This is a genomic window from Halorhodospira sp. M38, assembly GCF_022227985.1.
Classification (GTDB): Bacteria; Pseudomonadota; Gammaproteobacteria; order Nitrococcales; family Halorhodospiraceae; genus Halorhodospira; species Halorhodospira halophila_A.
The window spans coordinates 23,905-41,684 of the sequence record NZ_JAJNQP010000021.1; the positions used below are offsets into that span (position 1 = coordinate 23,905).

Consider the following 17,780-nt stretch of genomic DNA (forward strand, 5'->3'; position numbering starts at 1 on the left):
GCGCCCATTACAGGGCGTCGCCGCACCGTGGTGCAAGCCTTAATCGAGGGCGAGCTTCTTCTCCAGATAGTGGATGTCGGTCCCGCCGGCGCGGAACGCGGCATCCCCGATGATCTCCTGCTGCAGCGAGATATTGGTGCCGATGCCGCTGACCACGATCTCGGATAGCGCCGTGCGCATGCGGGCCAGCGCGCTGTCCCGGCTCGGACCATGGGTGATCAGCTTGCCGATCATGGAGTCGAAGTACGGCGGCACGGCGTAGCCGGTGTAGACGTGGGAGTCCACACGCACCCCGGGGCCACCCGGGGCGTGGAAGTGGTCGATGGTCCCCGGGCACGGCATCAGGGTCTTCGGGTCCTCGGCGTTGATCCGGCACTCCACGGCGTGGCCGCGCACCTGGATGTCCTCCTGGCGCCAGCTCAGCGGCTCGCCCGAGGCGATGCGGATCTGCTCGGCGACCAGATCGCAGCCGGTGACCATCTCGGTGACCGGGTGCTCGACCTGGATCCGGGTGTTCATCTCGATGAAGTAGAACTCGCCGTTCTCGTAGAGGAACTCGAAGGTGCCCGCGCCGCGGTAGCCCATCTGCCGGCACGCCTCGGCGCAGCGCTCGCCGATATCCTGGCGCTGCTTTTCGGTGATCCCCGGCGCCGGCGCCTCCTCGACCACCTTCTGGTGACGCCGCTGCATGGAGCAGTCGCGCTCGCCCAGATGGATGGCGTTGCCGTGGTGGTCTGCGAGCACCTGCACCTCGATATGGCGCGGCTTCTCCAGGTACTTCTCCATGTAGACGGTGCCGTCGCCGAAGGCGTTCTCGGCCTCGCCGCGCGTCAGCGACACGGCATTGAGCAGCGCCGCCTCACTGCGCACCACGCGCATGCCGCGGCCGCCACCGCCGGAGGCCGCCTTGATCATGATCGGATAGCCGATCTCCGAGGCGATACGCAGCGTCTCGTCGGGATCGTCCTCGGGCACCGGACCGTTGGAGCCGGGCACACACGGTACGCCGGCCTCCTTCATGGCGCGGATCGCCGAGACCTTGTCACCCATGGTGCGGATGCTCTCGGCGCGCGGGCCGATGAAGACGAAACCCGACTGCTCCACCCGCTCAGCAAAGTCGGCATTCTCCGAAAGGAAGCCGTAGCCGGGGTGGATGGCGGTGGAGTCGGTCACCTCGGCGGCGGCGATGATCGCCGGGATGTTGAGGTAGCTGTCGCGGACGTTGTTCGGCCCGATGCAGACCGACTCGTCGGCCAGGCGCACGTGCTTGAGCTCGCGATCAGCCGCCGAGTGCACGGCGACACTGCGGATGCCCAGCTCACGGCAGGCGCGCAGGATGCGCAGCGCGATCTCGCCGCGGTTGGCGATGAGGATCTTCTGCATGGTGCTCACTCAGTCGGAGATCAGGAACAGCGGCTGGTCGTACTCGACGGGCTGACCGTTCTCGACCAGAACGGCGGTAATCACCCCGTCGCGGTCGGCCTCGATCTGGTTGAGCATCTTCATTGCCTCGACGATGCACAACGTGTCGCCGGCCTTGACCCGCTGCCCCTCCTCGACGAACGGCTTGGCCGTCGGCGACGGAGCCCGGTAGAAGGTACCGACCATCGGCGAGCGGATCGGCTCGCCCTCCGGCTCATCGTCGCCGGCCTCCTCGGGCTCGGCGGCGCCGGCGGCGGCCGGCGCCGCGGCTGCAGCCGCCGGCGGGGCCGCGGCGGGCGCCGGTGCCGGCGCAGCATACGCCGGCTGCGGCTGCGGCGGCGGGTTGGGCGCGTTGCGCGTGATCCGGACCGACTCCTCGCCCTCGGCGATCTCAATCTCGTGGACGCCGGACTCGTCGAGCAGCTCGATAAGACGTTTGATCTTGCGAATATCCATAGATCGACGAAACCCTGTATTCAGGCCTGCCCGCCCATGCGCCGGATGGCTGCACGGACCGCGAATTCATAGCCGTCCGCGCCGAGGCCGGTGACCACCCCCTCGGCGATGTCGGACAGAAAAGAGTGTTGCCGGAACGCCTCGCGGGCGTGGACGTTGCTCAAGTGCACCTCGATGAACGGCAGCGCGACGGCGAGCAGCGCGTCGCGCAGACCGACGCTGGTGTGCGTGAGGGCCGCGGGATTGATGACGATGAACTCGACGCCCTCGTCCGCCGCGGCGTGGATTCGATCGATGAGCTCGCCCTCGTGATTGGACTGGGCGCTGTGCAGCTGTACATCGGCCGCATCGCAGATGGACCGCAAGCGGGTTTCGATGTCCTGAAGCGTCAGCCGTCCGTAGCGTTCCGGCTCGCGGGTTCCCAGCCGATTCAGATTGGGCCCGTGGATTAACAGCAGCTTAGGCATCTGACGCGCTCACCCGACTCGCACCGTCCGCGATTCTGACTGAGCGCCGAAAGATTGTCCAGTTTTACGGCGATCGCAACACATTCGCCGCCGTTTCCCCGGGGATGGCTGCGACGTATTGCCCGCGCCGACCGGCGCTGAACCCTGCCGGCCGGCGCGGATTCCAAAGGAGCCGCGGGCCGGCCGATCAGCCGCCGAAGGCTTCGCGGGTGCGCTCAGCGAACGCCTCGGCATCCTTGAAGCCGGCCACCCGATGCTCCGAGCGCTCCTCGCCCTCGCCGTCATAGAAGAGGATGGCCGGAGGCAGATAGACGCCGTACGCCTCCATCAGCTCGCGGTCCGCGTCGCTCATGTCGGTGACGTCGATGCGCACCTTCTCGGCGCCCTCAAGGGCCTCCTGTACCCGCTCATCCGGGAGCGTGCGTTCCTCGAGCTGGACACAGTAGACGCACCACTCGGCCGAGAAGTCGATGACCACCGGCCGGCCATCCTCGCGGGCCTCGGCGAGCAGCGCCTCGAGTTCGTCGAGGGTCTCGACGTGGTGCCACTCCTCCAGCACGCGAGCCCGGGCCTGGGCGTACGGATCGCCGGTGATCCCGACCCAGGGCCGCAGCGGATCGCCGGCACCGGTAGCCGCCCCCAGGACCTGCGCCCCGCCGGCCACCGCCAGCAGAACGGCCAACGTGGCCCCCGCCGCCCGGATGGGCAGCGAACCGCCCCCACCACGGCTGCGCAGCAGGCGCCAGACGAGCCACGCGGCGGCGGCCAGCAGCAGCGCCGCCCAGCCGGCCAGCACCAGCCAGTCCGGCATCAGACGGGCGGACATCCACCAGGCCACCCCCAGGAAGATGAAGCCGAAGACCTGCTTGACCGACTCCATCCACGGCCCGGAGCGCGGCATCCAGCGCCCCGCGGCCGTGCCCACGGCCAGCAGCGGTGCCCCCATGCCCAGCGCCATGACATAGAGCGCCCCGGCACCGAGGACCACCTCGCCGGTGTTGCCGATGAACGCCAGCGCGGCTACCAGTGCCGGCCCTGAGCACGCGCCGACAATCAGCGTGGAGAGCACACCCATGGCCGCCACTCCGGCCGTCTGCCCGCCCGGCAACCGGCTGGAAGCGGCCTGCAGCCGGCCCTGGACCGAGGCCGGCATCTGCAGGTTGTAAAGCCCGAACATGGCCAGCGCCAGGGCGACGAACAAGGCACTGAAGGCCACCGTCACCACCGGCCCCTGCAGGTCGGCCTGGATGGCGCGCCCGGAGAGCCCGGCCAGGGCGCCGGCCAGCGCGTAGGTAATCGCCATGCCTTGGACGTAGACGAAGGACAACCAAAGCGCGCGCCCGGTACCGGGCCGGCCTCCGCCGGGCTGACTGCCGACGATCAGCCCCGAGAGGATCGGGATCATCGGGTAGATGCAGGCGGTGAAGGCGAGCAGCAGCCCGGCGACGAAGAATCCCCCGAGGATGGCCCAGAGGTTGCCGCCGCCGAGCAGCGCCTGCAGGTCCCCCATGGGCCCCTGACCACTGCCGGCCCCGCCGGCGGGGCCGCCGGAGCCATCACTGTACTGCACGGCACCGGAGCCGAGGTCGGCCTCCAGGCTGCTTGGCGGGTAGCAGAGGGAATCGGGCTCGTTGCAACCCTGGAACTCGGCGTAGAGCTGCGCCCCCTCGCCGATCGGCTCCGCGGTCTCCAGGTGCACCTGCAGCGTGCCCCGGTAGATGACCACATCGCCGAAGAACTCGTCGGAGAACGACTCGCCGCTCGGGTACGCGACCTCGACGATCTCGTTATCACCGTCGCGCAACTCGAAGTCGAAGGCGTGGCGGTAGAGGTAGTGGTCCTCAGCCACGTCCCAGCGTGCGACCAGGCGATCCTCGCCCACCTGTTCGACGGTGAACGGGAAGATCTCCTGCTGATCCACCATTCCCTGTGCCGGGGCGGCCGCAATCAGCAGACCCAGCGCCAGCCACAGCGCCGCGATCAGACCGCCTCGGTCGTAACGCATCCTGCCCTTCATCGGCTTACACCCTCCTACCGGGTTTCATCGCGTATCCAGTCCAGGAAGCCTGCCAGGCCCTTGTCGATGCCGACCGCGATGACCTCTGGAAGTTCATACGGATGCCGCTCCACAAGCATCCCCTCCAATCGGGTGTAGGCAAAATCCGATGTCTTGATCACCAACAGGCACTCGGTCTCCGCCTGCGCCTCTCCCTCCCAGTAGAAGACGGAGGTCACCCCCGGGACGATGTTGACGCAGGCGGCCAGCCGCGCCTCCACCACCTCGCCGGCCAGGCGCCGGGCGGTCTCCTCATCGGGGCAGGTGCACAGGACGACCAGTTCTCGACTCGACATGGCTGCACCTCCTCGGTCGTTGAACAGGGGTTGAATTCTACCATCGGCGTCCTCATCCACCGGGTACCGGCAGGGAACGTCACCCGAAGCAGGTGTCGGAAGCCCTTGACGGAGAAGAACCGAACGATATGATTAGCACTCACGGTTACCGAGTGCTAACAGCTAGCAGGCCGCGGGAAGCGCGGCGAACCAGATCCCAGAGTCCACGACCAAAGAGAGAGGGAGAGAGGACCGATGAGCATCCGTCCCCTGCACGACCGAGTGGTCATCCAGCGCCTTGAAGAAGAGCGCACTTCCCCGGGCGGCATCGTTATCCCGGACACCGCGGCCGAGAAGCCGATGAAGGGCAAGGTCATCGCTGTCGGCAACGGCAAGATGCTCGACAACGGCGAGCGTCGCCCCGTCGAGGTGAACGTCGGCGACCAGGTCCTGTTCGGCAAGTACGCCGGCACCGAGGTCAAGATCGACGGCCAGGATTACCTGGTGATGCGCGAGGACGACATCATGGCCGTCTTCGAGGGCTGACGCAGCGCCGACTGCCAACGCGCAGCGAGCCAGACACCCGAGACCCGAACACCGAATCGAGCAGAGGAGCCAACCATGGCTGCGAAGGAAATCCGTTTCTCCGATGATGCGCGCCAGCGCATGATGAGCGGCGTCAACCAGCTGGCCAACGCCGTCAAGGTCACCCTCGGCCCGCGCGGCCGTAACGCCGTCCTCGAGAAGAGCTTCGGCGCCCCCACCGTCACCAAGGACGGCGTCTCCGTCGCCAAGGAGATCGAGCTCGAAGACCACTTCGAGAACATGGGCGCGCAGATGCTCAAGGAGGTCTCCTCGCAGACCTCGGACGTCGCCGGTGACGGCACCACCACCGCGACCGTCCTGGCCCAGGCCATCCTGCGCGAGGGCATGAAGTCCCTGGCCGCGGGCATGAGCCCGATGGAGCTGAAGAAGGGCATCGAGAAGGCCACCGAGACGGCCTCCAACTACCTGGCCAACGAGCTGTCCAAGCCCTGCGAGGACGACAACTCCATCGCCCAGGTCGGCACCATCTCCGCGAACTCCGACGAGGCCGTGGGCCGGATCATCGCCGATGCCATGGGCAAGGTCGGCAAGGAAGGCGTGATCACCGTCGAGGAGGGCTCCGGCCTGGAGAACGAGCTGGATGTCGTCGAGGGCATGCAGTTCGACCGCGGCTACCTCTCCCCCTACTTCGTCACCGATCAGCAGACGATGAAGGCGGAGCTCGAGGACGCCGCGATCCTGCTCCACGACAAGAAGATCTCCAACATCCGCGATCTGCTGCCGCTGCTCGAGGGCGTGGCCAAGCAGAACCGCCCGCTGCTGATCATCGCCGAGGAGGTCGAGGGCGAGGCCCTGGCCACGCTGGTGGTCAACAACCTGCGCGGCATCGTCAAGGTCGCCGCGGTCAAGGCGCCCGGCTTCGGTGACCGCCGCAAGGCCATGCTCCAGGACATCGCCATCCTCACCGGCGGCACGGTCATCTCCGACGAGGTCGGCATGACCCTGGAGAACGCCACGGTCGACGACCTGGGCACCGCCAAGAAGGTACAGATCTCCAAGGAGGAGACCACCATCGTCGGCGGCGCCGGCCGTCACGACGACATCATGGCCCGCGTCGAGCAGATCCGTGCGCAGATGGAGGAGTCCACCTCCGACTACGACAAGGAGAAGCTCCAGGAGCGCGTGGCCAAGCTGGTCGGTGGCGTTGCCGTGATCAAGGTCGGCGCGGCCACCGAGGTCGAGATGAAGGAGAAGAAGGCCCGCGTCGAGGACGCCCTGCACGCCACCCGCGCTGCGGTGGAAGAGGGCATCGTCCCCGGCGGCGGCACGGCCCTGATCCGCGCCCTGGCCGCCCTTGAGGGCCTGAGCGGCGCCAACGAGGAGCAGACCCAGGGCGTCGCGCTGGTCCGCCGTGCCATGGAGGAGCCGCTGCGCCAGCTGGTGAGCAACGCCGGCGAGGACGCCTCCGTGATCGTCAATAAGGTCAAGGAGGGCAGCGGCAACCAGGGCTACAACGTGGCCACCGGCGAGTACGTGGACCTGGTGCAGGCCGGCGTCCTCGACCCGACCAAGGTCACCCGCTCGGCCCTGCAGAACGCCGCCTCCGTGGCCGCGCTGATGCTGACCACCGAGGCCATGGTCGCCGACCTGCCGAAGAAGGACGACGAAGGCGGTGGCGGCGACATGGGTGGCATGGGCGGCATGGGGGGCATGGGCGGCATGATGTAAGCCGTCCGGTTCCCGGCGCCCTGACGCCGTAACCGACCCCCGTCGGGCCTCGCCCGGCGGGGGTTTTTTCATGGCTACGGGGGCAGCTTGCGAGCCGGCCGCCAGCGGCCCAAACTACGCCCCGAGCCGCCCCATTCACCCGCAAAGAGCACGGATCCGCTGGTGAGCGATAAGAAAAAACGCCGCAAGGGCCGGAAGAAGAAACCGCCGACCAACCTCCTCCACCCCGCCTACTGGCCGACCTGGCTGGGACTCGGTCTGCTGCGCCTGCTGGCGCTGCTGCCCATCCCGCTGATCGGCCGACTCGGGGATGGGCTCGGCATGCTCCTTTGGGCGATCGTCCCCAGCCGGCGTCACATCGTGCGCACCAACCTGCGCCTGGCCTTCCCAGAGCTGGGCACACGCGGCCGGCGCCGCCTGGAGCGAGCCCACTTCCGCTCGGCGGCCCGCGGCATGCTGGAGGGCGCACTGGCCTGGTGGGCCCCCATCGACCGCTTGGCGCCTTACTATACGATCGAGGGTCTTGAGAACATCGACGCAGCCCGAAAAGACGGCCGGGGTGTGATCCTGCTCATGCCGCATTACACGACCATGGAGATGTGCGGCAAGATCATCGGTCACCACGTGCCGGACTTCCACCCCGTTTACAAGCCCACCAAGGACGCCGCCTTTAACACGGCCATGGTCCGCATCCGGAGTACCGGGGTCGCCGGGTTGCTGACCAACGATGACATGCGCGGGATTCTGCGGGTGCTGCGCAACGGTCAGACCATCTGGTATGCGCCTGACCAGGATTTCGGCCGCCGGGGGTCCGTCTTTGCCCCCTTCATGGGCGTTGCCACCAGCACTCTGACCACCACGGCCCGCCTGGCAGCGCGGTCCGGTGCTCCGCTGGTCCCACTACACTGCGAACGGCTGACGGGAAACCGATGGCACGTGCGGATCGAGCCCGCCCTCGAGGACTTCCCCAGCGGCGACGATGTGGCCGACGCCACGCGGATCAATGCGGTCATCGAGGCCCAGGTGCGCCGGGCCCCGGAGCAGTACCTGTGGCTGCACCGCCGCTTCAAGACCCGCCCGGACCCGGATGCCCCCAACCCCTACGCCCGGCCCGGGCGAGAGGCCTAGTCGGCCAGGGGCACGGACCGGCGGATGGAGGGGTGGCCGGTGAAACCGGCCCAGAGATCGCGGAAGCACTCCCCGTTGACCGGGTGGCGGGCCTCGGGGGCCAGCTCGGCCAGGGGGCGGAGGACAAAATCGAAGCGGAGGATCTCGTCCCGGGGCAGGGTCACCGGATCGCCGTCGAGGACCGCGTCGCCCCACAGCAGCAGATCCAGATCCAGGGTCCGCGCGGAGAACTTCGCGCCGGCCCGATGCCGGCCGTGGGCATCCTCCAGCTCGCGAAGAGTGTCCAGGACGTTTTCCAGCGGCTCCTCGGCCCGGAAGCTCGCCACCAGGTTGTAGAAATCCTCGCCCTCGAAGCCTACCGCTGCGGTCTCATACACGGTGGAGAAGACCATGTCCGGCCAGCGCGTGCGCAGCTCCGCCATGGCGGAGCGGATGTTGCGGTCGCGGTCGATGTTGCTGCCGATGCTCAGATACGCCTGTCTCAAATCCGCTCGCCTCGCTCGATGGTCACGCCCACATCGTCCGCGCCGCGCAGCGCGCCGGGCTTGCTCACCGAAAGCCGCAGCCACGCCACGCCGAATTCGTCGCGAACGATCTTCGCCACTTCCTCGGCCAGCGTCTCCACGAGCAGGAACTCACTCTCCCCGACGAACCCAATGATCCGCTTGCCGATGGCCTTGTAGTCGAGGGCGTCGTCGATGGAGTCGGTCGCTGCAGCCCGGGCGATATCGGCGGACATCTCCAGGTCGATGCGCACCCGCTGGCGGATGCGCCGCTCCCACTCGAAGATGCCGATAACGGTCTCGACCTGCAGGCCGCGAATGAAGACGGTATCCATGGCCGCCTAGTCTCCGGGCGCCGGTGGCATCTTGCAAGCCAGCCCGCACGGGGGCGGCTAGAAGCGATCCGGCGACAATGGTAGGCTTCCCGCCAATTCGGATACTTGGCTGGCAGCACGGCATGAATCTCCATCCCCAGAGTCTCTACAACTCCGTCGTCCACGAGCGGCACAAGGCGCGGCAGGCCCTCGGCATCCTGCTGCTGATCGTCATCGTCGTGCTCAGCGCACCCACCGTGGGCTGGCTGTACACCCTCGGCGCGATCATCGCCGGTGCCGGCATCCTCTTCCGCCTGTGGGCGGCCGGCTACCTGAGCAAGGACAAGGAGCTGGCCCAGGACGGCCCCTACGCCCTGGTCCGCCACCCGCTTTACGTGGGCAACTTCCTGATCATCGGCGGCTTCCTCATGGCCGGCCAGGTCTGGTGGCTGGTGCTCGTCGCCCTCGCCTTCGCCATCCTCTACTATCCGCCGGCGATCCAGAAGGAAGACGCCAAGCTGCGCAAGAAATTCCCCGAGCAGTGGGAGCCCTGGTACGCCAAGACCTCGGCGCTGATCCCGAAGCTCAACCCGGATCGCCCGCTGAATGTCACCAGCTGGTCGTTCCGCCAGAGCCTCCAGCCCAACGGCGAGCCGATCATCGCTACGCTGCTGACCATCGGTCTGATCATCATGGGGCTGCGCCTCGGCTGACGCCCCGCAGCCATGGCCGAGCCCCCCGCCGACGCGACGCCCCCGCTCACCGAAGAGCGCATCGCCGCCCTGCTGCGCAGCGGCGGCGATGCGCCTCGGGGGACCACCGCCAATCAGAGTCAGGTCCATATCTTCGCGGACCACGACCCGCCGTTGGTGATCAAGACCCCACGCCCCGGGCTCGCCTACTGGCCGAGCCGCTGGGCGATCCGGCGCGAGCACCGCATCTACCAACGCCTGGCGGGCGTGCCCGGCGTCGCCCACTGCTACGGCCTGTACGCCGACGCCTGGCTGGTCCTGGCCTACCAGCCGGGACGCAAGATCCGCTTCCCCTACGTGCGCACCCCGGGCGCCGCCACACCGAGCCCCGCCGTGGCGGGCCTGCGCCGGACCATCGCCGCGATGCACGCCCGCGGCGTGGCCCATGCCGACCTCAAGCGCCACGACAACATCATCCTCACCGCGGAAGGTAAGGCGGTGGTGATCGACTTTGGCACCGCCCTGCTCCGCGACCCCGGGCGCCGAGGCGGACCGCTGTGGCGCTGGGCGGCGCAGCAGGATTGGAACGCCTGGGCGCGCTACGGCTGGGGCAAGGATCCGGCGCAGATGCCCGCCGCCGTCGCGCAGCTGCAGCGGCGCACCCTCATCGAGCGGGTGGCCAAGGCACTGCGCCGTTTGGGCGGCTAAGACTGGACACCACCCCGACCCGAGCCGGAAACTGCGGGCATGGATGCCCTACCCGATTCCCTGCACGAGCTCACCGAGCGCCAGCTCGACACCCTGCGCCAGGCCGACGCGATCCCCGGCGATGGGCGCGTCGCCGAGAGCCTGCCCCGGGTCGTCGCCGCCAGCGACTTCGTCGCCCAGGCCGTCGCCGAACGGCAGCCGGAGCTGCTCCACGACCTGGCCGAAAGCGGCGACCTGTTCACCGCTTACGGCGAGAGCGGACACCGGCAGCGCCTGCGCCCATGCCTCGACGCCGCCACCGAAGAGGCCGAGCTCTACCGCAGCCTGCGCCGCTTCCGGCGCCGCGAGATGGTGCGCATTGCCTACCGCAGCCTGGCCGGCTGGGCGGAACTGGAAGAGACCCTGGAGGAGACCAGCGACCTGGCCGAGGCGTGCATCGATCTGACCCTCGGCTGGCTTCACCGCGCCCTGGCCGAGCGCTGGGGCACGCCGCGCGGACCCGACGGTGAACCCCAGCACCTGGTGGTGCTGGGCATGGGCAAGCTCGGCGGCCGTGAGCTGAACTTCTCCTCGGACATCGATCTGATCTTCGCCTTCCCCGAGACCGGAGAGACCGATGGCGACCGGCGGCGCAGCAACGACGAGTTCTTCGTCAAGCTCGGCCGACAGCTGATCGGCGCGCTCAGCGAGATCACCCCCGACGGCCAGCCCTACCGCGTCGACATGCGCCTGCGCCCCAACGGCGACGCCGGCCCGCTGGCCCTACCTTTCTCCGCCGTCGAGACCTACTACGAAAGCCAGGGGCGGGAGTGGGAGCGCTACGCCATGATCAAGGCGCGCTGCGTCGGCGGCGACTACACCGCCGGCGACGAGCTGACGCGCAGCCTGCGCCCCTTCGTCTATCGCCGCTACCTCGACTACGGGGCCCTCGAGCAGATCCGCGAGATGAAGGGCATGATCGCCCGCGAGGTGCAGCGTCGCGGGACGGCACGCAACATCAAGACCGGCCTGGGCGGCATCCGCGAGGTGGAGTTCGTTACCCAGGCCTTCCAGCTGATCCGCGGCGGCCGCGATCCGGCGCTGCGCTCGCGGCGGCTGATGACCACCCTCGAGACCATCGCCGATCAGCAGCTGCTGCCCGAGCACGCGGTCGAGGAGCTGCGCGGCGGCTACCGGTTCCTGCGCCGGGTCGAAAACGCCGTGCAGATGCTCGCCGACGAGCAGAGCCACACCGTGCCCGAGGACCCCATCGGCCGTACCCGGGTGGCGCTGGCCGCCGGTTACGACGACGCCGACACCTTCGAGGCGGAGCTCGAAACGACCCGGCGGCACATCCACGACCACTTCGACCAAGTCTTCGCCGCCCCGCAGGCCGAGGACGCCGAGGGCGACGAGGACCCCGCCGAGTTGCTGTGGAACGGCCACCTGGACCCCGATGAGGCCGCCGAACGGCTTCACGGTCTTGGCTTCCCCGAGCCCGGACACCTCGCCCGACGCCTTGAGCGCCTTCGCGAGGGCGCCGAGGTGCGCGCGCTGTCGGCCCGCGGCCGCCACCGCCTGGACCGGCTGATGCCCCTGGTCGTCAACGCCTGCGTGCGCGCCCGCCGCCCGGATCTGGCCCTGGAGCGGATCCTCGACCTGATCGAGACGGTGGCCCGGCGCACCGCCTACCTGGCCCTGCTGGTCGAGCACCCCATGGCGCTCTCGCAGCTGGTCCAGCTCTGCGACGCCTCGGCGTGGGTGGCGCGCTTCCTGGCGGCACACCCGCTGCTGCTCGACGAACTCCTCGACCCCCGCACCCTCTACGAGCCCCTCGGGCGCGAAGCCCTGGAAGCGGACCTCGACGCCCGGCTGCGGCGTGTCGCCGAGGACGATCTTGAGCAGCAGATGGAGGCGCTGCGCCAGTTCAAACAGGCCAACCAACTCAAGGTGGCGGCCGCCGATGTCTCCGGCGCCGCACCGCTGATGGTGGTCAGCGACTACCTCACCCAGATCGCCGAGACCGCCTTGGAGCGAGCGGTATCCATCTGCCGCGCCCACCTGGTCCACCGCCACGGCCGGCCCATGTGCACCGATGACGGCAAGCGCCGCGAGGCCGGGTTCGCCGTGGCCGGCTACGGCAAGCTCGGCGGCCTGGAGCTGGGCTACGGATCCGACCTGGATCTGGTCTTCCTCCACGACAGCCGCGGCGAGGCGCAGCATACCGACGGCGAGCGGTCCATCGACAACCAGGTCTTTTTCGCCCGATTGGCCCAGCGCGTGGTCCACGTCCTCAACACCGTCACCCCCGGGGGCATCGTCTACGAGGTCGACACCCGACTGCGCCCGTCGGGCAATGCCGGACTGATGAGCACCACCCTGGACGCCTTCCGCCAGTATCAGCACGAGGGTGCCTGGACGTGGGAGCACCAGGCCCTGGTGCGGGCCCGCGGCGTCGCCGGCGACCCCGGACCACGCGAGGCGTTCGAGCGGATCCGCGCCGAGGTGCTCTGCCAGGGACGCGACACGGCGGCGTTGCGCGAGGCCGTCGCCGGCATGCGCGAGCGCCAGCGCAAGGAGAAAGGCAGTCGCCGCGCCGGGCGCTTCGACCTCAAGAACGACCGCGGCGGGCTGACCGATATCGAGTTCATCGTCCAGTACGGCGTCCTCGACGCCGCCCACGACCACCCAGAGCTGACCCGCTACCCGGACAACATCCGCTTGCTGCGCGAGCTCGCCCGGGCCGGTCGGCTGGACGAGGCGGACGCCAACCGCCTGGCCGGCGCCTACCGCGCTTACCGGCGCCGCGTCCACCAGCTCGCCCTGCAGGATCAGGACGCCGCGGTCGACAGCGAGGAGCTCGCCGACGAGCGGGCGGCCGTAAGCGGAATCTGGGAGCGGATCATGGAGGGTTAAAGGCGCCTTCGCGCCGGCAGCGGGCGGCATCGGCCGGGCAAGTATGGCAAACTGCGGCGCTGCACCCAGGTCCCGATGACTACCGACGGAGATTCATTCCATGTCCTTCGCCGATCGCGACGGTTCCATCTGGCTCGATGGTGAGATGCTGCCCTGGCGCGAGGCCCGGGTCCACTGCCTGACCCACACCCTGCACTACGGCATGGGCGTCTTCGAAGGGCTGCGGGCCTACACCACCGATCAGGGGCCGGCGATCTTCCGCCTGCACGAGCACACCCGGCGGCTGTTCAACTCCGCCAAGATCCTCGGCATGGAGATCGCCCACACGCCCGAGACGATCAACCAGGCGTGCATCGATGCGGTCCGCCGCAACGGCCTGTCCAGCGCCTACATCCGGCCCATGTCCTTCTACGGCTCCGAGGGGATGGGGCTGCACGCCGACGGGCTGCGCACGCACACCATGGTCGCCGCCTGGGAGTGGGGCGCCTACCTCGGCGACGAGAGCCGGGAGCGGGGCATCCGCGTCCAGACCAGCTCGTTCACCCGCCACCACGTGAACATCGCCATGTGCCGCGCCAAGGCCAACGGCAACTACATGAACTCGATGCTTGCCGTGCAGGAGGCCGCCCGCGCCGGCTGCGATGAGGCCCTGCTGCTCGACGTGGACGGGTTCGTCTGCGAGGGCTCCGGCGAGAACTTCTTCATGGTCCGCGATGGCGTGCTCCACACCCCGGCGCTCACCTCGGCGCTGGAGGGCATCACCCGGGACACCATCCTGCGCCTGGCCGCCGAGGAGGGCATCGAGGTGCGCGAGCGGCGGATCACCCGCGACGAGGTCTACATCGCCGACGAGGCCTTCTTCACCGGCACCGCCGCCGAGGTCACACCGATCCGCGAGCTCGACGGCCGCACCATCGGCCCCGGGCACCGCGGCCCCATCACCGAACGCCTGCAATCACGCTACTTCGATTTGGTAGAGGGCCGCGATTCGACGCACACGGACTGGCTCACCTTCGTCTGAGCCTGCGATCGCCGCCATGCCGGAACAACCCGAAGTCATCTGGCACCCCACCCGCATCCTGCCCGAGGACCGCGCCGCGGCCCTCGGGCAGCGGCCTGTGGTGGTCTGGCTCACCGGCCTTTCCGGGTCCGGCAAGTCGACCCTGGCCAACGCCCTGGAACAGGCCCTGCACCAGCGCGGCCACCACAGCTTCCTGCTCGACGGCGACAACATCCGCCACGGCCTCAACCACGACCTGGACCTCTCCCCCCAGGGGCGTCGGGAGAATATCCGGCGCATCGGCGAGGTCACCCGCCTGCTCCTCGACGCTGGACTGATCGTGGTCACGGCCTTTATCTCCCCGTACCGCGAAGACCGCCAGCAGGTTCGCGAGACCGTCGGCCCCGAGCGCTTCTTCGAGGTCCACGTGCGCGCCACCCTGGCCACCTGCGAACAGCGCGACCCCAAGGGCCTCTACGCCCGCGCCCGGCGCGGCGAGATCCAGTACATGACCGGCATCGACGACCCCTACGAGGCGCCGGACGACCCGGACCTGATCATCGACACCGACCGGGACAGCGTCGAGACCGCCACCGAACACCTCCTGCAGGCCCTCCGGCAGCGCGGGGCGATCTAGTCATGGGCTGGGAGGCGTACCTGACGGCCGTGGTCGTCGTCGCCCTGCTGACCAGCCTGATCACCACCCGCCTGGCACCGGATATGGCCTTCCTCGGGGCGGTGACCGTGCTCCTGGTCAGCGGCGTGATCGGGCCCAGAGAAGCCTTCGAGGGCCTCTCCAACCCGGGCGTACTGACCGTAGCCACCCTCTACGTAGTGGTCGCCGGCATCCGCGAGACCGGCGGGGTGCAGTGGATCAGCACCCGCATGCTGGGCCGGCCGCGTTCGCTGTTCGACGCCCAGCGCCGCCTCACCCTGCCGGTGGCCGGCTTCTCGGCGTTCCTCAACAACACCCCGGTGGTGGCCATGCTCATCCCGGCGGTGGGGGATTGGGCACGCAAGCACAACCTGGCGGAGTCGAAGCTACTGCTGCCGCTTTCCTACGCCGCCATGCTCGGCGGCACCTGTACCCTGATCGGCACCAGCACGAACCTGGTGGTCAACGGCGCCCTGGAGGAGCGCACCGGCGACGGCCTGATGCTCTTCGAGCTGGCCTGGGTAGGCGTGCCGGTGCTCATCGCGGGGCTGGCCTTTATGTTCGCCACCAGCCGCTGGCTGCTCCCGGATCGTCGCCCGGCCGCAGAGGCCCTGGAGGATCCACGCCAGTACACCGTCGAGATGATCGTCGAGGCCAACGGTCCCCTGGTGGGCCGGACCATCGAGCGCGCTGGCCTACGCCATTTACCCGGGTGCTACCTGATGGAGATCGACCGCGGCGGCGAGATCCTCCCGGCGGTCTCACCTCGCGAGAAGCTGCACGGCGGCGACCGGCTGGTCTTCGTGGGGGTAGTGGACTCAGTGGTGGAGCTACAGAAGATCCGCGGCGTGAAGCCGGCCACCGACCAGGTCTTTAAACTCGATGGCCGACGCTCGGACCGCCGCCTGGTCGAGGTGGTGGTCTCGGAGACCTGCCCGGTGGCCAATCGCACCGTACGCGACGGCCGCTTCCGCACCCGTTACGACGCCGTGGTCATCGCCGTCGCCCGCAATGGCGAGCGGGTCGACGGCAAGATCGGTGACATCGTCCTGCGCCCCGGCGACACCCTCCTGATCGAGGCCGGCGAGGGCTTCGTCGAGCGCCAGCGCAACGCCCGTGACTTCCTCCTGGTCCGCGCCATCGAGGGCTCCGCCGTGCCCCGCCACGACCGGGCCTGGGTGGCGCTGGGGATCCTCGGCACGATGCTCGGTGTCGTCGGCGTCGGCTGGCTGTCCATGCTCGAGGGCGCCCTGGCCGCCGGCGCGGCACTGCTCGCCACCCGCTGCCTGACCATCAACACCGCCCGACAGGCCATCGACTGGTCGGTGATCCTGACCATCGCCGCCGCCTTCGGCATTGGCGCAGCCATGGAGCAGACCGGCCTGGCCCACACCGTCGCCGGCGCCCTACTGCAGCTCGCCGGCGACGGCCCATGGCTGAATTTGGCGGTGATTTACCTGGTCACGGCGCTGTTCACGGCGGTGATCACCAACAACGCAGCAGCGGTGCTCATGGTGCCCATCGCCGGCTCCGTAGCCGGCGACCTGGGGGTGAGCATCATCCCCTTCGCCGTGGCCATCATGCTGGCCGCCTCGGCGAGCTTCGCCACTCCCATGGGTTACCAGACCAACCTGATGGTCTACGGCCCCGGCGGCTACCATTTCACCGACTACCTGCGCGCCGGCCTGCCGCTGAACCTGGTCACCGGCGCCGTAGCGCTGGCCGTGATCCCGTGGGTGTGGCCCTTCTGAGCCGACCTCACGCCGGCCGCGCTGTCCCAACGCCCGCCGCTCGCTGGTCATATACTGCTCCTATGACCACTCGCAAGATCGGCACCGCTTCGGCCCCTTTGCCGGCGGCGGCCCACGAGCAAAGACGGGTCACGCTCTTCTACGACGACCGGGTGCTGCAGCACCACCCGGACGTCGGGGCTGCGTTCCTGCCCGGACGGCTTGATCGCCGGGTGCGCGAGCTCCTCGGCGGCTCGGGCCTGAAGTGGGCCTACCCGGAGCACCCGGGGCGTGTCCGCGCCGTCCTGGACGCGCTGGAACACGCCGCAGTGCCCGGACTCCACTTCCAGGCCGGCCGTGCCGCCACCCTGACCGAACTGGGTCGTGTGCACACCGCCTCTTTTCTGGACACCATCACCGGACTGCGCGGCCAGAACGCATGGGTGGACGTGGATACCACGGCCGTCTCACCGGGCAGCCTCGAGGCCGCCATGGTCGCTGCCGGCACCGCCACCGCTGCCGTCGAGGCAGTGGTACGCGGCGAGACCCGCAGCTCATTCGCCCTCGTCCGCCCGCCCGGGCACCACGCCGAACCGACCCGCGCCCGCGGCTTCTGCCTCTTCAACAACGTCGCGGTCGCCGCAGCGCACGCCCAGGCAGAACTCGGCTGCAACCGCGTACTAATCATCGACTGGGACGCCCACCACGGCAACGGCACCCAGGAGATCTTCTTCGCCGATCCGGATGTCATGCTCTTCGACACCCACCGCTCCGCCCCCTTCTACCCGGGCAGCGGCAACCTCGCCGAGGTGGGCGCAGGGCTGGGCGAAGGCACCATCGTCAACGTCCCGTTGCCGGCGGGCGCCGGTGATGCGGCCCTGATCAGCGCTTTCAACGACATCCTGGTGCCGGCAGCGGACTGGTTCCAGCCGGACCTGGTGCTGGTCTCGGCCGGCTTCGACGCACACCAGTTCGACCTGGCCCTCAACGCCACCTTCGCCGGCTTCGGCGCCCTGACCGGTGTGGTTCAAGGGATCGCCGACCGGCACTGCGAGGGCCGACTGACCTTTGTGCTGGAGGGGGGCTACCACCTGGAAGCCCTCGCCGGCGGCGTCCGGACCGTCCTGGAGGTGCTCGCCGGCGCCCCGCCCCCGATCCCCAGGGAGTGCGGCCTGCAGGAGGTCTCCGAGGCAGCGGCGTTCCAC

Annotated in this window: 17 protein-coding genes; 10 read left to right on the forward strand and 7 right to left on the reverse strand. The window is 69.0% G+C overall.

Going from position 1 to position 17,780, the window contains the following annotated elements; translation table 11 throughout:
- Positions 1 to 39: 39 nt before the first annotated feature.
- The 5 genes from accC to cutA all read right to left on the reverse strand — a co-directional run bounded on the left by accC (position 40) and on the right by cutA (position 4,697).
- On the reverse strand, positions 40 to 1,383 hold the full coding sequence (gene accC / locus LRA98_RS10990; protein WP_201173387.1) for an acetyl-CoA carboxylase biotin carboxylase subunit: 1,344 nt from the start codon (positions 1,381 to 1,383) through the stop codon (positions 40 to 42).
- Positions 1,384 to 1,392: 9 nt separating this feature from the next.
- Positions 1,393 to 1,878, reverse strand: a complete 486-nt coding sequence (gene accB, locus LRA98_RS10995) for an acetyl-CoA carboxylase biotin carboxyl carrier protein (RefSeq protein WP_238633302.1) — start codon at positions 1,876 to 1,878, stop codon at positions 1,393 to 1,395.
- Positions 1,879 to 1,898: 20 nt separating this feature from the next.
- On the reverse strand, positions 1,899 to 2,345 hold the full coding sequence (gene aroQ, locus LRA98_RS11000; protein WP_201173403.1) for a type II 3-dehydroquinate dehydratase: 447 nt from the start codon (positions 2,343 to 2,345) through the stop codon (positions 1,899 to 1,901).
- Between the two features lie 187 nt (positions 2,346 to 2,532).
- On the reverse strand, positions 2,533 to 4,362 hold the full coding sequence (dsbD, locus tag LRA98_RS11005) for a protein-disulfide reductase DsbD (RefSeq protein ID WP_201173408.1): 1,830 nt from the start codon (positions 4,360 to 4,362) through the stop codon (positions 2,533 to 2,535).
- A gap of 14 nt (positions 4,363 to 4,376) precedes the next feature.
- Positions 4,377 to 4,697, reverse strand: coding sequence for a divalent-cation tolerance protein CutA (gene cutA, locus LRA98_RS11010; protein ID WP_238633303.1), 321 nt, complete (start codon positions 4,695 to 4,697; stop codon positions 4,377 to 4,379).
- A 234-nt stretch (positions 4,698 to 4,931) separates the two neighbouring features.
- Between cutA and groES the strand changes: the two genes are divergently transcribed.
- The 3 genes from groES (at position 4,932) to LRA98_RS11025 (ending at position 8,078) form a co-directional block, all read left to right on the forward strand.
- Positions 4,932 to 5,222, forward strand: coding sequence for a co-chaperone GroES (groES, locus tag LRA98_RS11015; RefSeq protein WP_201173410.1), 291 nt, complete (start codon positions 4,932 to 4,934; stop codon positions 5,220 to 5,222).
- 75 nt (positions 5,223 to 5,297) lie between these two features.
- Positions 5,298 to 6,950 (forward strand): chaperonin GroEL, encoded by a 1,653-nt coding sequence (groL, locus tag LRA98_RS11020; protein WP_238633304.1) that lies wholly within the window; start codon positions 5,298 to 5,300, stop codon positions 6,948 to 6,950.
- Positions 6,951 to 7,112: 162 nt separating this feature from the next.
- Positions 7,113 to 8,078 carry a lysophospholipid acyltransferase family protein gene (locus LRA98_RS11025; protein WP_238633305.1) on the forward strand — a complete coding sequence of 322 codons (966 nt, stop codon included), beginning with the start codon at positions 7,113 to 7,115 and terminating at the stop codon, positions 8,076 to 8,078.
- Here the strand turns inward: LRA98_RS11025 and folK are convergent.
- Both folK and folB read right to left on the reverse strand, forming a co-directional pair.
- Entirely contained in the window at positions 8,075 to 8,563 is a 489-nt protein-coding gene (gene folK / locus LRA98_RS11030; protein WP_238633306.1) for a 2-amino-4-hydroxy-6-hydroxymethyldihydropteridine diphosphokinase, read from the reverse strand. The two genes, LRA98_RS11025 and folK, sit on opposite strands and share 4 nt — an antisense overlap.
- Positions 8,560 to 8,916 (reverse strand): dihydroneopterin aldolase, encoded by a 357-nt coding sequence (folB, locus tag LRA98_RS11035; protein WP_201241397.1) that lies wholly within the window; start codon positions 8,914 to 8,916, stop codon positions 8,560 to 8,562. The genes folK and folB overlap by 4 nt, the downstream gene beginning before the upstream one ends.
- 122 nt (positions 8,917 to 9,038) lie before the next feature.
- Here folB and LRA98_RS11040 point away from each other — a divergent pair, with 122 nt between their 5' ends.
- The 7 genes from LRA98_RS11040 to LRA98_RS11070 form a co-directional block, all read left to right on the forward strand.
- The gene (locus LRA98_RS11040) at positions 9,039 to 9,608 is read left to right on the forward strand and encodes a methyltransferase family protein (protein WP_238633307.1); all 570 of its coding nucleotides are present in this window, start codon (positions 9,039 to 9,041) and stop codon (positions 9,606 to 9,608) included.
- 12 nt (positions 9,609 to 9,620) lie between these two features.
- Complete coding sequence (locus tag LRA98_RS11045; RefSeq protein ID WP_238633308.1) at positions 9,621 to 10,295, forward strand: lipopolysaccharide kinase InaA family protein; 675 nt, start codon at positions 9,621 to 9,623, stop codon at positions 10,293 to 10,295.
- Positions 10,296 to 10,334: 39 nt separating this feature from the next.
- Complete coding sequence (gene glnE, locus LRA98_RS11050) at positions 10,335 to 13,190, forward strand: bifunctional [glutamate--ammonia ligase]-adenylyl-L-tyrosine phosphorylase/[glutamate--ammonia-ligase] adenylyltransferase (RefSeq protein WP_238633309.1); 2,856 nt, start codon at positions 10,335 to 10,337, stop codon at positions 13,188 to 13,190.
- A gap of 100 nt (positions 13,191 to 13,290) precedes the next feature.
- Positions 13,291 to 14,211 carry a branched-chain amino acid transaminase gene (locus LRA98_RS11055; RefSeq protein ID WP_238633310.1) on the forward strand — a complete coding sequence of 307 codons (921 nt, stop codon included), beginning with the start codon at positions 13,291 to 13,293 and terminating at the stop codon, positions 14,209 to 14,211.
- A 16-nt stretch (positions 14,212 to 14,227) separates the two neighbouring features.
- Entirely contained in the window at positions 14,228 to 14,827 is a 600-nt protein-coding gene (gene cysC / locus LRA98_RS11060) for an adenylyl-sulfate kinase (protein ID WP_238633311.1), read from the forward strand.
- A 2-nt stretch (positions 14,828 to 14,829) separates the two neighbouring features.
- Positions 14,830 to 16,596 carry an SLC13 family permease gene (locus LRA98_RS11065; protein WP_238633312.1) on the forward strand — a complete coding sequence of 589 codons (1,767 nt, stop codon included), beginning with the start codon at positions 14,830 to 14,832 and terminating at the stop codon, positions 16,594 to 16,596.
- Positions 16,597 to 16,658: 62 nt separating this feature from the next.
- A partial coding sequence (locus LRA98_RS11070) for a histone deacetylase family protein (RefSeq protein ID WP_238633313.1) occupies positions 16,659 to 17,780 on the forward strand: 1,122 nt, incomplete at its 3' end.